10 protein-coding genes and 1 pseudogene are annotated in these 15,822 nt (G+C 71.8%); 4 read left to right on the top strand and 7 right to left on the bottom strand.

The genetic code is table 11. The annotated features are described in order from the left end of the window. Positions 1–120 precede the first annotated feature (120 nt). Entirely contained in the window at positions 121–1,146 is a 1,026-nt protein-coding gene (locus R2B67_RS09460) for an ATP-dependent 6-phosphofructokinase (protein ID WP_018509855.1), read from the top strand. 27 nt (positions 1,147–1,173) lie between these two features. Here R2B67_RS09460 and R2B67_RS09455 read toward each other — a convergent pair whose 3' ends face one another. The 3 genes from R2B67_RS09455 to R2B67_RS09445 all read right to left on the bottom strand — a co-directional run bounded on the left by R2B67_RS09455 (position 1,174) and on the right by R2B67_RS09445 (position 4,406). Beyond that, positions 1,174–1,878, bottom strand: a complete 705-nt coding sequence (locus R2B67_RS09455) for a helix-turn-helix domain-containing protein (protein WP_317817299.1) — start codon at positions 1,876–1,878, stop codon at positions 1,174–1,176. Between the two features lie 183 nt (positions 1,879–2,061). Next, on the bottom strand, positions 2,062–2,736 hold the full coding sequence (locus R2B67_RS09450; RefSeq protein WP_018509853.1) for a response regulator: 675 nt from the start codon (positions 2,734–2,736) through the stop codon (positions 2,062–2,064). Then, the gene (locus R2B67_RS09445; protein WP_317817298.1) at positions 2,733–4,406 is read right to left on the bottom strand and encodes a sensor histidine kinase; all 1,674 of its coding nucleotides are present in this window, start codon (positions 4,404–4,406) and stop codon (positions 2,733–2,735) included. The genes R2B67_RS09450 and R2B67_RS09445 overlap by 4 nt, the downstream gene beginning before the upstream one ends. Positions 4,407–4,588: 182 nt before the next feature. On the opposite strand from R2B67_RS09445, the gene R2B67_RS09440 reads away from it, so the two are divergent. The 3 genes and pseudogenes from R2B67_RS09440 to R2B67_RS09430 form a co-directional block, all read left to right on the top strand. Then, complete coding sequence (locus tag R2B67_RS09440; protein WP_317817297.1) at positions 4,589–5,956, top strand: cation:dicarboxylate symporter family transporter; 1,368 nt, start codon at positions 4,589–4,591, stop codon at positions 5,954–5,956. Between the two features lie 173 nt (positions 5,957–6,129). Continuing rightward, positions 6,130–7,476: an LPXTG cell wall anchor domain-containing protein gene (locus R2B67_RS09435; protein WP_317817296.1), complete on the top strand. Its 1,347-nt coding sequence runs from the start codon at positions 6,130–6,132 to the stop codon at positions 7,474–7,476. Positions 7,477–7,508: 32 nt separating this feature from the next. Continuing rightward, positions 7,509–7,616 (top strand): annotated as a pseudogene (locus R2B67_RS09430) (thiol reductase thioredoxin); the annotation flags it as partial. A 72-nt stretch (positions 7,617–7,688) separates the two neighbouring features. Here the strand turns inward: R2B67_RS09430 and glgB are convergent. The 4 genes from glgB to R2B67_RS09410 form a co-directional block, all read right to left on the bottom strand. Next, positions 7,689–10,085 carry a 1,4-alpha-glucan branching enzyme gene (gene glgB / locus R2B67_RS09425; protein WP_317817295.1) on the bottom strand — a complete coding sequence of 799 codons (2,397 nt, stop codon included), beginning with the start codon at positions 10,083–10,085 and terminating at the stop codon, positions 7,689–7,691. Between the two features lie 58 nt (positions 10,086–10,143). Next, complete coding sequence (locus R2B67_RS09420; protein WP_317817294.1) at positions 10,144–11,565, bottom strand: maltokinase N-terminal cap-like domain-containing protein; 1,422 nt, start codon at positions 11,563–11,565, stop codon at positions 10,144–10,146. Between the two features lie 199 nt (positions 11,566–11,764). Next, entirely contained in the window at positions 11,765–13,471 is a 1,707-nt protein-coding gene (gene treS, locus R2B67_RS09415) for a maltose alpha-D-glucosyltransferase (protein WP_018509845.1), read from the bottom strand. Further along, on the bottom strand, positions 13,468–15,486 hold the full coding sequence (locus R2B67_RS09410) for an alpha-1,4-glucan--maltose-1-phosphate maltosyltransferase (protein ID WP_317817293.1): 2,019 nt from the start codon (positions 15,484–15,486) through the stop codon (positions 13,468–13,470). Before R2B67_RS09410 ends, treS begins: the two co-directional genes overlap by 4 nt. Between the last annotated feature and the right edge of the window lie 336 nt (positions 15,487–15,822).

The following is a 15,822-nucleotide window of genomic DNA, read 5'->3' as shown; positions in this document are numbered from 1 at the left end:
GCCCGGCCGAAAGCGCGGGGTCCGTGCCGGGCGTGGGACAATCGAGCTGGTTCAGGGCAGGGGGGCCGCCTCGGTCGGCCTCCTGGAACAGCGCGACTAACGAGCAGGAGACACACCTCGATGCGCATCGGAATTCTCACCGCGGGCGGCGACTGCCCCGGCCTGAACGCAGTGATCCGGTCGGTCGTCCACCGGGCCGTCGTGGGCCACGGCGACGAGGTCATCGGCTTCGAGGACGGCTTCAAGGGGCTGCTGGACGGCCACGTCCGCCCCCTCGACCTCAACGCGGTCAGCGGCATCCTCGCCCGCGGCGGGACCATCCTCGGCTCGGCCCGCCTGGAGCGCGACCGGCTCCGCGAGGCCGCCGAGAACTGCGAGGAGCTGGCCCGCCGTTACGGCCTGGACGCGCTCATCCCGATCGGCGGCGAGGGCACGCTGACGGCGGCCCGGATGCTCTCCGACGCGGGCATGCCGGTCGTCGGCGTCCCGAAGACCATCGACAACGACATCTCCGCCACCGACCGGACCTTCGGTTTCGACACGGCCGTGGGCGTCGCGACCGAGGCCATAGACCGTCTGAAGACGACCGCCGAGTCCCACCAGCGGGTGATGGTCGTCGAGGTCATGGGCCGCCACGCGGGCTGGATCGCGCTGGAGTCCGGGATGGCCGGCGGCGCCCACGGCATCTGCCTGCCCGAGCGCCCCTTCGAGGTCGACGACCTGGTCAAGATGGTCGAGGAGCGGTTCGCCCGCGGCAAGAAGTTCGCCGTCATCTGCGTCGCCGAGGGCGCGCACCCGGCCGAGGGCTCCATGCCGTACGCCAAGGGCGCCATCGACCAGTTCGGCCACGAGCGCTTCCAGGGCATCGGCAACCGCCTCGCCGTCGAGCTGGAGACCCGGCTCGGCAAGGAGGCCCGGCCGGTCATTCTCGGCCACGTCCAGCGCGGCGGCACGCCCACCGCGTACGACCGGGTCCTCGCCACCCGCTTCGGCTGGCACGCCGTGGAGGCCGTCCACCGCGGCGACTTCGGCCGGATGACCGCCCTGCGCGGCACCGAGATCGCCATGGTCCCGCTCGCGGACGCGGTCACGCAGCTGAAGACGGTCCCGCTGGACCGGATGTACGAGGCGGAGTCGGTGTTCTAGACCTCTGAGGCCTGAGGCGTACGGGTTTCACACCCCCGCCGTCCGCCAGAACTGGTCCACCACCCGGGCCAGGAACGCCCGTCCCGCGTCGCCCGTCGTCGCGGACCGTTCCTGGCCCGTGCTGCTCCAGCTCAGGGTGGAGACCATCAGGGCCTGGTAGTCCGCGTGCAGCTGCTCCAGGACGTCCTGGATCTGCCCCCGGTCCAGCGGGACGATCTTCGCCACCGGCCGGACGTACGCCTGCCAGCGCGTGGTGACCGCGCTCGTCAGCAGCTCGGCCAGCTCCTCGTCGCGGCCCGTCGCCGTGAGGAACTGGGCCGGTGACAGACCGAGCGCCCGGCACAGCGCGGTGGACTGCCGCTCGTTGCCCTTCCAGCGCCCCGTCTCCTCCATCCGCAGGTACGAGGCCCCGGTCATCCCGAGCTGCCGCGCCAGGTCGTCGACCGAGAGCTCCCGGCTCATCCGGTGCTCGCGCAGGGTGGCGGCGGCGGCCAGCAGCTCGCCCGGCGCGCACCACAGGACACCGGCCAGGGCGGTCAGTTCACGTTCACCGGGGGTCGCGAGACCGCGTTCCCAGGCGACGACGGTGTCGGCGGGTATCCGGAGCCCGTACTGGGCGGCGAGGCCGTAGGCGACATGTCCGGGAGCCATCCCCAGTGCCTCGCGGAGGCGGCGCGCGGCGGGGGCGTTGAAGGGCGGGGTGGGGTGCACGGCCCCACCGTAGGAGTCCATTTCGCCGCTGGCTACGGTCTGTCCCGCACAGAACACGCTTCGTAGGAACCTCCTAGCGCGAACCGGGCGGGCGGTACGCAATCATGGGCCCCACCAGCGCTTTCCTTACCCTCGGTACCACCGCCCCGACGCCTCCGTGCGCCCTTGCGGCAAGCGCTTGCCGTCTGCGCCGACGCCCGGGGCTCAGCGGCCGCCGGCCAGCCAGCGGTAGTGGAGTTCCGGTCGGCCGACCTGCCCATAATGTGGACGCCGCGCCGCGCTCCCCACGGTCACCAGGTGCTCCAGATAGCGGCGCGCGGTGATCCGCGAGATCCCGAGCCGCTCCCCGGCGGCCGCCGCCGTCACCCCCTCCGCGGACTCCCGCAGGACCCGGGTCACCGCCTCCAGGGTCGGCCCGCTGAGCCCCTTCGGCAGCGCGGCCGGCTCGGTGACCCGCAGCGCGCCCAGCGCCCGGTCCACCTCCTCCTGCCCGCTGGCCTCACCCGCGGCGCCCCGGAACTCCGCGTACCGCACCAGCCGGTCCCGCAGCGTGGGGTAGGTGAACGGTTTCAGGACGTACTGGACGACCCCCAGCGACACCCCCTCCCGCACCACCGCGAGGTCCCGCGCCGAAGTCACCGCGATCACGTCCGCCCCGTGCCCGGCGGCCCGCAGCGAGCGCAGCAGCCCGAGCCCGTGCCCGTCGGGGAGGTACAGGTCCAGCAGGAGCAGGTCGACCGGGGTGCGCTCCAGCACCCGTACGGCCTCCGCCCGGGTGTGGGCCACGGCGGCCACGGTGAATCCGGCGACCCGCTCCACGTACATCTGGTGCGCGTCGGCGGCCACCGGATCGTCCTCCACCACCAGGACCCGGATCACGCGGTCACCTCGGTGGCCGTACGGTCCCCGAGCGGCAGCCGCACCGTGAACCGCGCCCCGCCCTCCGGCGCCCGGTCCAGCTCCACCGACCCGCCGTTGCGGTGGGCCGCCTGCCGCACCAGTGCGAGGCCGAGCCCGCGCCCCGCCCCGTGCGTGGACCAGCCGCGCCGGAACACCTCGTCCGCCTCCTCGGGGCCGATGCCCGCCCCGGTGTCGGAGACCCGCAGCAGCAGCTCCCGGCCGTCGGCGAGCGCGGTCACGGTGACCCGGGCCCGCCCGGCTCCACCCTGCGCAGCCGTACGCTGTGCGGGCACGGCCCCCGCAGCACCGTGGCCGTCCCCCTCCGAGGCCGCGTCCACCGCGTTGTCGATCAGATTGCCGAGGATCGTCACCAGATCGCGCTGGGCCAGCGAGGCGGGCAGCGCCCCGTCGTCGATCAGGCTGTCCTCGGCGAGCTCCAGCTCCACCCCGCGCTCGTTCGCCTGGGCCGCCTTGCCCAGCAGCAGCGCGGCCAGCACCGGCTCCTCGACCGCCCCCACCACCCGGTCGGTCAGCACCTGCGCCAGCTCCAGCTCGGCCGTCGCGAACTCCACCGCCTCCTCCACCCGGCCCAGCTCGATCAGCGACACCACCGTGTGCAGCCGGTTCGCCGCCTCGTGGGCCTGCGAGCGCAACGCCTGCGTGAAGCCGCGCTCGGAGTCCAGCTCGCCCGTGAGCGCCTGGAGCTCGGTGTGGTCCCGCAGGGTCACCACCGTGCCCCGGCGCTCCCCGCCCACCACCGGACGGGTGTTGACGACGACCACCCGCTCCGCCGTCAGGTGCAGCTCGTCCACCCGCGCCTCCGAGGCCAGCAGCGCCCCGGTCAGCGGCGCGGGCAGGGCCAGCTCGTCCACGGTCCGGCCGAGCGCCTCAGTCTCCGGGGCGATGCCCAGCAGCTCCCGCCCGGCGTCGTTGATCAGCGCGATCCGGCGCTGCCCGTCCAGCATCAGCAGCCCCTCGCGCACCGCGTGCAGGGTGGCCTGGTGGTAGTCGTGCAGCCGGCTCAGCTCGGCCGCGTTCATCCCGTGGGTGTGGCGCCGCAGCCGGGCGTTGATCACGTACGTGCCGATCCCGCCCAGGGCCAGCGCCCCGCCCGCCGCCAGCGCGAGGGCGCCGAGCTGCTCGCGTACCTGCGAGGAGACCCGGTCCACGGTGATGCCCGCGCTGACCAGCCCGATGATCCGGTCTCCGTCCCGCACCGGGGTCACCACCCGTATCGAGGGCCCCAGCGTGCCGGTGTACGTCTCGGTGAAGGTCTCTCCGCGCAGCGCCTCCTCGGTGTGGCCGAGGAAGGTCTCGCCGATCAGCGACGCGTCGGGGTGCGTCCACCGCCGCCGCTCGGTGTCCATGATCGTGACGAAGGCGATCCCGGTGTCCCGGCGCACCTGCTCCGCGTACGGCTGGAGTACGGCGGAGGGGTCCGGGGTACCGATGGCCTCCCGTACGGAGGGGGAGTCGGCCACCGCGACGGCCGCCGCCCGCACCTGCCGGGTCGCCGTCTGCTCGGCCTGCGCGGAACCGGAGACGTACGCGAAGACCGCGCACCCGGCCACCACCGCGGCGATCAGCACGACCTGCATGGCGAAGAGCTGCCCGGCCAGGCTGCGGGGGCGGGTACGGGGGAGGCGCATGCCCCACAGTCTGCCTCGGCCGGAGCGCGCTCTCCCAGTGGCTCGAAAGCGCCCGTGAACGATATGAACGCAAGGGTGACCGGGGTCACAGGGCGGTGGATAGTCACCGGAGCCCCCAGGGACGGGGGACGGAGGCCCCAGGGACGGGGCTGCGAGCCGTGACCGAGCCGAGGAGCCCCACGATGGCTGTGGCAGCCAAACAGCGGGACCGTACCCACTACCTGTACATCGCCGTGATCGCCGCCGTGGCGCTCGGCATCCTGGTGGGCTTCGTCGCCCCCGGGGTGGCCGTCGAGCTCAAGCCCATCGGCGCCGGCTTCGTGAACCTGATCAAGATGATGATCTCGCCGATCATCTTCTGCACGATCGTGCTGGGCGTCGGCTCGGTGCGCAAGGCGGCCAAGGTCGGCGCGGTCGGCGGCCTGGCGCTGGGCTACTTCCTGGTCATGTCGACCGTCGCCCTCGCCATCGGCCTGCTGGTCGGCAACTTCCTGGAGCCCGGCTCCACCCTCCACATCACGGAGGCGGCCCGCGAGGCCGGGGAGAAGCAGGCGTCCGGTGCCAGCGAGTCCACCGTGGACTTCCTGCTCGGCATCATCCCGACCACCATCGTCTCCGCCTTCACGGCGGGCGAGGTGCTCCAGACCCTGCTGGTCGCGCTGCTCGCGGGCTTCGCGCTCCAGGCGATGGGCTCGGCGGGCGAGCCGATCATCCGGGGCATCACCCACATCCAGCGGCTCGTCTTCCGCATCCTCGCCATGATCATGTGGGGCGCCCCGGTCGGCGCGTTCGGCGCGATCGCGGCGGTGGTCGGCGAGACCGGTCTCGACGCCCTGAAGTCCCTCGCCATCATCATGATCGGCTTCTACGTCACCTGCGGGCTCTTCGTCTTCGTGGTGCTCGGCGCGATCCTGCGCCTGGTCGCCGGGGTCAACCTGTTCGCCCTGCTGAAGTACCTGGGCCGCGAGTTCCTGCTGATCCTCTCCACCTCCTCCTCCGAGTCCGCCCTGCCGCGGCTCATCGCGAAGATGGAGCACCTGGGTGTCAGCAAGCCCGTCGTCGGCATCACCGTGCCGACCGGCTACTCCTTCAACCTCGACGGCACCGCGATCTACCTCACGATGTCCTCGCTCTTCATCGCCAACGCGATGGGCGACCCGCTGAGCGCGAGCGAGCAGATCTCGCTGCTGATCTTCATGGTCATCGCCTCGAAGGGCGCGGCGGGCGTGACCGGCGCCGGCCTCGCGACCCTCGCGGGCGGCCTCCAGTCGCACCGCCCCGAACTCGTCGACGGCGTCGGCCTGATCGTCGGCATCGACCGCTTCATGAGCGAGGCCCGCGCCCTGACCAACTTCGCGGGCAACGCGGTCGCCACGGTTCTGGTCGGCCACTGGACCAAGGAGATCGACAAGGAGCGGGTCGGCCAGGTCCTCGCCGGACAGTTCCCGTTCGACGAGCGGACCCTGGTCGACGACGACCACGGCGGCCCGGCCACCTCCACCGAGGTCCCCGAGCAGCGCGAGACGGCGGCCGAGCCCGCCAAGGTCTGACCGGCCCTTTCCAGCCACTGCGACACCCCCCACCCAAGGACACCCGTATCCCCCGGTACGGGTGTCCTTGCTGTGCGCTGCGGGCCCGTACAACCATTCGATGCCGGGACATGTCTTGCGGATGAAAAAACTGCCCTGGGGGGCAGCCGACCGTCTTTGACCAAGGGATGTTCATGGGGATCGCCGCTTCCGGCCGTCGTACGCTGCTGAGCGCCACCGCAGTGTCAGCGACCGCCGCCCTGATCGCGCTGGGCGCCGCACCCGCCCAGGCGGACGCGACCAAGCCCGACCTGGGGGTCCGTGCCCTCGCGCCGGTCACCGGGATCGCCGCGGGCAGCGGCTTCGGGCTGCCGGTGAGCCTGCTCAACAAGGGGACGGAGGAGCTGCCCAAGGCTTGGGTGAGCTACACCTACTCCTCCGGTATCGCTCCGGCCGAGACCTACTCCAACTGCGTGTACTACACCCTCTCCCCGGGCGGCGAGTGGCCGGAGGAGCACCGGGCCGACTGCACCGTCGACCAGCCGTTGAAGCCGGGTGTGCTGTACGGGACCGAGCAGCCCATCGCGCTCACGGCACGGGCGAACGCGCTGTACGACGAGGTGGGTCTGGGGCTGCTGGCCAAGGAGCCGTTGCCCCACCCCGACATCCACCACCGCGAGCCCAAGCCGGGCACCGGCGGGCCGCTGAAGCTGGTCGAGCGGGGCGAGGCCACCGCGGCCGACCGGGCCGCCCATGCGGAGCCCGGCTCGCGGACGGAGGTCACGGCGGTCAACACCGCCGACTACGCGCTGACCGGAGCGGAGCTCCAGGGGAAGGTGGGCGACAAGGTCACCGCCCTGGTCACCTTCACCAACGAGGGCCCCGCCCGCGTCTACCGGGAACAGGGCACCAGCGCCGCCAACGTCGACGTCCACATCCCGGCCGGCACCACCGTCACCAAGGCCCACGGGTTCTGCCACCCGGTCACCAAGACGCACTACCGGTGCGGGACCTCGCAGTCGTGGGTCGAGGCGAAGGGCGGGGAGACCTACTCCTTCGTCCTGCGCATCGACAAGGCCGTCGGCCGGACGACGGGCAAGGTGTCCTTCGGCGGCGCGTCCCGCCCCTTCGACAAGAACGCGGCCAACGACACCGCCGAGATCGTGGTCGACACCCCCGAACCGCCCACCGACGGCACGGAGTCCACGGGCGGCACGACCTCCACCGGCGGTTCGGGCACCCCCGGCACCTCCGGCGGCTCCGACGCCGGTACGGACTCCACAGGCGGCTCCACCTCAGGCTCCACGAGCGGCTCCACCTCCGGCTCCACCGGCGGCAGCGACACGGGCACCACCGGAGGCTCCGCCACCTCCGGCAGCGGCCCCACCTCCGGCGGAACCACCCCGCAGACGGGCGGCGGTCTGGCGGCGACCGGTTCGGACTCCGCCCTGCCCCTGGCGGGCGCGGCGGGCGCCGCGCTGCTCGCGGGCGGCGGCATCGTCTGGGCCGTACGCCGGCGTTCGGCGGCCCGCGCGAGCTGACGGCGCTGACGGCCGCGCGGTCCCGGCGGCGGCCTTCCCTGATGGTCTTCCGGGCGGGCGAACCGGTGACGTCGATGGCCGGCGCCCGGCCGAAGCGCAAGCTGCTCCGGGAGCTGGAGGAGGCCCTCGCGGCCGCGTGACCGGACGTACGGAAGGGGCCCGCCCCGGGTCCTGAGCGACCCGGGGCGGGCCCTTCCTTGCAGGTCAGGCCCTCACGCGGGCCGGAACCACACCGTCGCCAGCGGCGGCAGCGTCAGTGAGATGCTGGCCGGGCGGCCGTGTGCGGGCACCGCCTCCGCCTTGAGCGGTTCCTCGTTGCGTACGTCGCTGCCGCCGTACCGGTCCGCGTCCGTGTTGAGGACCTCCACCCAGCCCTCGGTCCCGGTCTCCGGCACTCCCAGGCGGTAGTCGTGCCGGACCACCGGGGAGAAGTGCGAGACCGCGAGCAGCGGTGAGCCGTCCGCGTCGTACCGCAGGAACGCGAAGACGTTGTCCTCGGCCGCCCCGCCGTCCACCCAGCTGAACCCCTCCGGCACCGTGTCGCGCTGCCACAGCGCGGGCACCGCCCCGTACACCGCGTTCAGGTCGCCCACCAGGTTGCGCACCCCGCGATGGTCGCAGGAGGCCTCGTACGTCGGGTCCAGCAGCCACCAGTCCGGGCCGTGGCCCTCCGACCACTCCGCTCCCTGGGCGAACTCCTGTCCCATGAAGAGGAGTTGCTTTCCCGGGTGGGCCCACATGAAGCCCAGGTAGGCGCGGTGGTTGGCGCGCTGCTGCCACCAGTCGCCCGGCATCTTCGCCACCAGCGCCTGCTTGCCGTGCACCACCTCGTCGTGCGAGATCGGCAGCACGTAGTTCTCGCTGTAGGCGTACACCATCGAGAACGTCATCTCGTTGTGGTGGTACTTGCGGTGGATCGGCTCCTTGGACACGTACTGGAGCGAGTCGTGCATCCAGCCCATGTTCCACTTCAGCCCGAAGCCCAGGCCGCCGCTGTCGGTGGGGCGGGTGACGCCGTCCCAGGCGGTGGACTCCTCGGCGATGGTGACGACGCCCGGGTTGCGGCGGTAGACCGTGGCGTTCATCTCCTGGAGGAAGCCGACCGCGTCCCAGTTCTCCCGGCCCCCCTGGTCGTTGGGCGACCACTGGCCGTCCTCGCGGGAGTAGTCGAGGTAGAGCATCGAGGCGACGGCGTCGACCCGCAGCCCGTCGATGTGGAACTCCTCGCACCAGTACGTGGCGTTGGCGACCAGGAAGTTACGGACCTCCGTGCGGCCGTAGTCGAACTCCAGCGTCCCCCAGTCCGGGTGCGCCGCGCGCTGCGGGTCGGAGTGCTCGTACAGCGGCCGCCCGTCGAACTCGGCCAACGCCCAGTCGTCGCGCGGGAAGTGGGCCGGAACCCAGTCCATGATGACGCCGATGCCCGCCCGGTGCAGCGCGTCCACCAGGTGGCGGAAGTCGTCCGGGGTCCCCATCCGGGAGGTCGGCGCGTAGAAGCCGGTGACCTGGTAGCCCCAGGAGCCGCCGAAGGGGTGCTCGGAGACCGGCATCAGCTCGACGTGCGTGAAGCCGAGGTCCTTGACGTACGAGGGGAGCTGGTCGGCGAGTTGACGGTACGTCAGGCCAGGTCGCCAGGAGGCGAGATGGACCTCGTAGACGGAGAACGGGGCCTCGTGGACCGGGCGGTCGCCCCGGTGCGCCATCCAGTCCGCGTCCCGCCACTCGTGGTGCGAGGCGGTGACCACCGAGGCGGTCGCGGGCGGGACCTCGGTGCGGCGGGCCATCGGGTCGGCCCGGACCGTGTGCGAACCGTCCGGGCGGCAGATGTCGTACTTGTAGAGCGCGCCCTCGCCGATCCCGGGCAGGAACAGCTCCCACACCCCGGTCGAGCCGAGCGAACGCATCGGCAGGCCCGTGCCGTCCCAGTAGGTGAAGTCGCCGGTCACCCGCACCCCGCGCGCGTTCGGCGCCCACACGGTGAACCGGGTCCCGGCCACGCCCTGGTGTTCCATCGGCTCCGAGCCGAGCGCCCGCCACAGCTCCTCGTGGCGGCCCTCCGCGATCAGGTGGAGGTCGAGGTCTCCGAGCGCGGGCCAGAAGCGGTACGGGTCGTCCACCTCGATGGTGTTGTCGTCGTACGCGACCCGGAGCCGGTAGGCGGGGACCTCCTTCACCGGCAGCACCCCGGAGAAGAACCCGTCCCCGTCGTCGTGCAGTTCGGCCTGTACGTCATCGGCCAGCACCGTCACCGAGCGGGCGAACGGGCGCAGCGCCCGTACCAGCACCCCGCCCGGGATCGGCCGGGCGCCGAGCACGGCGTGCGGGTCGTGGTGGTCACCGGCCAGCAGCCGGCCACGGTCCGCGAGGTCCAGAGCCGGTGCGGGACGGGCGCTCGCGTCACCGGCCTGCCGGGGGAGCGGCGGGACGGCCGCCGCGCGCTTGGGCCGGGCGCGCTTGGCAGGTGCGGGCGCGGGCTCGGTCGTCGTCGCGGCGGCCTCGACGGTCTCCACCGGGACGGGAGCGGGCGCGGTCTCCACGCTCACGGCTTCAGGGGCGGCGGCTTCGGCGTTCTTGCGGGATCCCTTACGGGACGGCTTGCGGGCGGTCACGGGGACTGCCTCCTCGGAGTGTTCGCGGGGCGGAGGGGAGAAGCGGGGGAGTGCGGGCTCAGGCCGCGGCGGACTGGGCCAGGCGCTGGATGGCGGCCATCGGGACCGGCAGCCAGTCGGGGCGGTGCCGGGCCTCGTACACCACCTCGTAGACCGCCTTGTCGGTCTCGTGGGCGCGCAGCAGCTCGGGTTCGCCGCGCGGATCGGTGCCCGACGCGAGCGCGTACCCCTCGCAGTAGGCGGCACGGCAGCGGGCCGCCCACTCGGGGTTCCACGGGCGGTGCGAGCGGGCCGCGTAGTCGAAGGAGCGCAGCATTCCCGCCACATCGCGGACCGGGGGTGCCGGGCGGCGGCGCTCGTCCAGCGGGCGGGCCGGTTCGCCCTCGAAGTCGATCAGCGACCAGAACCCGTCGGGGGAGCGGAGCGCCTGGCCGAGATGGAGGTCGCCGTGCACCCGCTGCTGCGCCCAGCCGCCGCCCCGGTGCCCGAGCGCGGTGACGGCGTCGAACGCCGTGCGCAGCGCGGGGACGTACGGGACGAGGGCGGGCACCGCCTGGGCGGCGGCCTCCAGACGCTGGGTCATCTGGGCGATCAGCTGCCGGGTCTGCGTCCCGTGCAGCGCCGGGGTGGGCAGCGCCGCGGCGAGCGCGGTGTGCACCTCGGCGGTGGCCCGGCCGAGCGCCCGCGCCTCGGGGACGAAGTCGCGGCCCGCCGTGAGCGCGGTCAGCGCGAGCTGCCAGCCGTCCCGGGCACCGTGCAGGAAGGGCTGGAGCACGCCGAGGGTGAGCGGTTCGGTGCCGGGGGCCTCGAACCAGGCGACCGGCGCCGGAACGCGGTCGCACCCTTCGCGGGCCAGGGCGAGCGGCAGCTCCAGATCCGGGTTGGTGCCCGGGAAGACCCGGCGGAAGATCTTGAGGATGTACGCATCGCCGTAGACCAGCGAGGAGTTGGACTGTTCGGCGTCCAGCACCCGGGGCGCGAGACCGGCCGGGATCGCGGCGGTCCGCTCGAAGCGGAGGGAGCCGAGGGTGCCCGGGCGGCGGAACCGTTCCAGCAGGAGGTCCGCCAGGCGCGGATCGTGCAGCGCGTCGTAGACGGTCCGCCCCGCCAGCGGTCCGCGCTCCACCCGGCCGATCAGGGCCGCGGCGAGCGTGGTCGGCAGCGAACTCCGTACGCCGATCAGGAGCTGGTAGCAGTCGTCGCCCGGGCGGGCCGACGGCGACGGCTGCTGGACCCGGACCAGCAGATGGAGCAGACCGGGGCCCGCGGTGCCGTCCAGCGGCAGCATCTCGGTGGCCGAGACCAGGGCGAACCCGGTGACCGGCCGGCCCTTGCCGGCGAACCACCGCTGCCGGGGCAGCCATTCATGGAGCAGGGGGGCGAGGGACGGCAGCAGGGCGCCGTCCACCGTACTGCTGGGGGTTGCGCTGTTCCTCGTGCTCTTCGCCAGGGCGACGTGAGTGGATGCACGCTCCGACATGGCATCGCGTCCTTTCCCCGGGCACACAGGATGCGAAGAGTGTCCCGGATTGCGGCAATGGCTGTCCGGCTGTGCGGGACGTGTCGGGAGAGGAAGGTGCTTACGGACTCGAACGGCCGAACCGTGAAGGCCCGGGCCCTGCGTCCAGAGTGCCCCGTGCGGGACGGCGGAAACCGTCCCGCACGCGGCGGTCGGCGGATCAGGCCGGCGGCGCGTCCTTGCGCAGCCGGAACCAGTAGAAGCCGTGTCCCGCAAGGGTCAGCAGGTAGGGCCACTGGCCGATGGCCGGGAAGCGTACCCCGCCGATCAATTCCACCGGATGACGTCCGGCGAACGATCGGAGGTCCAGTTCCGTCGGCTGCGCGAACCGCGAGAAGTTGTGCACGCACAGGACGAGGTCGTCCTTGTACTCGCGGGTGAACGCCAGCACCGCCGGGTTGGACGACGGCAGCTCGGTGTACTCACCGAGCCCGAAGGCCGGGTTCTGCTTGCGGATCTCGATCATCCGCCGGGTCCAGTGCAGCAGCGAGGACGGCGACGCCATCGACGCCTCCACGTTGGTGACCTGGTAGCCGTAGACCGGGTCCATGATCGTGGGGAGGTAGAGCCGCCCCGGATCGCTGGAGGAGAACCCTGCGTTGCGGTCGGGCGTCCACTGCATCGGGGTGCGGACCGCGTCCCGGTCGCCCAGCCAGATGTTGTCGCCCATCCCGATCTCGTCCCCGTAGTAGAGGATCGGGGAGCCGGGCAGCGACAGCAGCAGGGCGGTGAACAGCTCGATCTGGTTGCGGTCGTTGTCCAGCAGCGGGGCCAGGCGCCGGCGGATGCCGATGTTGGCGCGCATCCGCGGGTCCTTGGCGTACTCCGCGTACATGTAGTCGCGCTCTTCGTCCGTGACCATTTCGAGGGTCAGCTCGTCGTGGTTGCGCAGGAAGATGCCCCACTGGCAGTTCTTCGGGATCTCCGGGGTCTTCGCCAGGATTTCGGAGACCGGGTAGCGGCTCTCGCGGCGCACCGCCATGAAGATGCGCGGCATGACGGGGAAGTGGAACGCCATGTGGCACTCGTCGCCGCCCGCCTCGTAGTCGCCGAAGTAGTCGACGACGTCCTCCGGCCACTGGTTGGCTTCGGCGAGGAGCACGGTGTCCGGGTAGTTGGCGTCGATCTCCTTGCGGACCCGCTTGAGGAAGTGGTGGGTCTCGGGGAGGTTCTCGCAGTTGGTGCCCTCGCGCTGGTAGAGGTAGGGCACCGCGTCGACCCGGAAGCCGTCGATGCCCAGGTCCAGCCAGAACCGCAGGGCCGCGAGGATCTCCTCCTGGACGGCCGGGTTCTCGTAGTTGAGGTCCGGCTGGTGCGAGAAGAAGCGGTGCCAGTAGTACTGCTTGCGCACCGGGTCGAAGGTCCAGTTGGACGTCTCGGTGTCGACGAAGATGATCCGGGCGTCCTGGAACTGCTTGTCGTCGTCAGCCCAGACGTAGTAGTCGCCGTACGGCCCGTCCGGGTCGGTGCGGGACTGCTGGAACCACTCGTGCTGGTCGCTCGTGTGGTTCATGACGAAGTCGATGATGACGCGCATGCCCCGCTGGTGCGAGGCGTCCACGAACTCCACGAAGTCGGCGAGGTCGCCGAACTCCGGCAGCACGGCGGTGTAGTCGGATACGTCGTAACCGCCGTCGCGCAGCGGGGACTTGAAGAACGGCGGCAGCCAGAGGCAGTCGACACCGAGCCACTGGAGGTAGTCCAGCTTGGCGGTGATGCCCTTGAGGTCGCCGATTCCGTCGCCGTTGGAGTCCTGGAAGGACCGGACGAGCACCTCGTAGAAGACGGCGCGCTTGAACCAGTCGGGATCACGGTCCTTGGCGGGTGTGTCCTCGAACGTGTCGTGGACAGGCTCATTGACGATCATGGTGTGGGTGACCCTCCGGTCGGCGGGGACGGTCGCAGGACGGCGATGTGCGCGGGCGTGATGCCCGGCTCTAGGCGCACATAGAAGGCCCTGCCCCAGTGGTAGGTGTCGCCGGTGAGCTCGTCGCGCACCGGTACGCGCTCGTGCCCCTGAAGGCCGAGCCGCTCCATGTCCAACGAGACCGTGGCCTCCTGGGTGTGGTGAGGGTCGAGGTTCACGACCACCACAACGGTGTTCGAACCGGAACGCTTGCTGTAGACGATCAGCGACTCGTTGTCGGCGTGGTGGAAGTGCACCTCGCGCAGCTGCTGGAGCGCGGGGTTACGTCGTCGGATCCGGTTCAGCGAGGTGATCAGGGGCGTCAGCGTGCGGCCCTCGCGCTCCGCCGACTCCCAGTCCCTCGGGCGCAGTTCGTACTTCTCCGAGTGCAGGTACTCCTCGCTCCCCGGCTTGGCCGGGGTGTTCTCGCACAGCTCGAATCCCGCGTAGACGCCCCAGGACGGGGCGAGGGTGGCGGCGAGCACGGCCCGGGCCTCGAAGGCCGGGCGGCCGCCGTGCTGGAGGTAGCCCGGCAGGATGTCCGGGGTGTTCACGAAGAAGTTGGGCCGCATGTACGAGGCGGCGTCCCCCGACAGCTCCGTGACGTACTCCGTCAGCTCCTGCTTGGTGTTCCGCCAGGTGAAGTACGTGTACGACTGCTGGAACCCGACCGCGCCCAGGGTGTGCATCATCGCCGGGCGGGTGAACGCCTCCGCCAGGAAGATGACATCGGGGTCGGTGCCGTTGATCTCGGCGATCACCTTCTCCCAGAACACCACCGGCTTGGTGTGCGGGTTGTCGACGCGGAAGATACGTACGCCGTGGTCCATCCAGAAGCGCAGGATCCGTACGGTCTCCGCCACCAGACCGCGCATGTCCTTGTCGAAGGCGATCGGGTAGATGTCCTGGTACTTCTTCGGCGGGTTCTCGGCGTACGCGATCGAGCCGTCGGGCCGGTGGTGGAACCAGTCCGGGTGGTCCTTGACCCACGGGTGGTCCGGGGAGCACTGGAGCGCGAAGTCGAGCGCGATCTCCATCCGGAGGTTGCGGGCCACCTCCACGAAGTGGTCGAAGTCCTCCAGCGTGCCCAGCTCCGGGTGGATGGCGTCGTGCCCGCCGTCCGGCGAACCGATCGCCCACGGCACGCCCGGATCGTGCTCACCGGGCGTCAGGGTGTTGTTGGGGCCCTTGCGATGGGTCGTCCCGATCGGGTGGATCGGGGGCAGGTACACGACATCGAACCCCATGGCGGCGACCGCGGGCAGCCGCTCGGCCGCCGTCCGGAAGGTGCCGCTCACCAGCCGGGTCGGTGCGTCCGGCGAGGTGTCGGCCGGGTCCACGGGCACCCGCTTCGCCCCCTCGGAGCGCGGGAACAGCTCGTACCACGACCCGTACAGCGCCCGCTCGCGCTCCACGCGCACCGCCAGCGGCTTGGACCGGGTGACCAGTTCGCGCAGCGGGTACCGGCCGAGGACCGCCTCGGCGGCCGGGGTCAGGGACGCGGCCAGCCGGGCGGCCGGGGAGTGCGCGGTGTCGCGCAGCGCGTCCACCGCGGCGAGCACCGCCTCACGCCCGTTCTTCTTCGGTACGCCGGCGGCGGCCCGCTCCAGCAGGGCCGCGCCCTCCGCCAGCACCAGATCGGTGTCGATGCCCGCCGGAATCTTGATCCCGGCGTGGTGGCGCCAGGTGGCGACCGGATCGCTCCACGCCTCCACCGTGTACGTCCAGCGCCCCTCGGCGTCCGGCGTGATCTCGGCGCCCCACCGGTCGGTGCCCGGGGCCAGCTCGCGCATCGGGGTCCACGGTCCCACCCGTCCGCTCGGATCGCGCAGGACGACGTTGGCCGCCACCGCGTCATGGCCTTCACGGAAGACGGTGGCGGTGACCTGGAAGGTCTCACCGACGACCGCCTTCGCCGGCCGTCTGCCGCAGTCGACGAGGGGACGGACGTCCAGGACGGGAATACGACCGATCATGGAATCACCTGGGGGCTGGAGGAGCTCGGCGTGCACGGGCGACGGCGCCGACGCGGAGGACCGACCGCGCGTGCCGCGATGATGGGGATCTGTCCTTTGTAGCTGCTCAGCTGACTGCTGACGGGCTGTGGGCATGGCCGCTCCTGTCCGCGTTCACCCGAATGGCACTCGAATGGGTGGGTCGCGGGGGTTTCACGCATGTTTCGGATGCGCTGGGGAGGGTGTGCGGGCCGGGTCGTGCTGCGTACAGGGAAGTGCCGGGAAGAGTCCTGGGAGGCACCGGGAAAGCCTTCCCCACGTTGGTTCCCGGGAAATCCGGCGCCGTGTTAACTACTC

It is taken from the genome of Streptomyces cyaneofuscatus, assembly GCF_033109485.1.
Taxonomy (GTDB): domain Bacteria; phylum Actinomycetota; class Actinomycetes; order Streptomycetales; family Streptomycetaceae; genus Streptomyces; species Streptomyces cyaneofuscatus.
The sequence above is the reverse complement of the archived record's forward strand: the minus strand, read 5'-3'. Positions and strand labels throughout refer to the sequence as shown.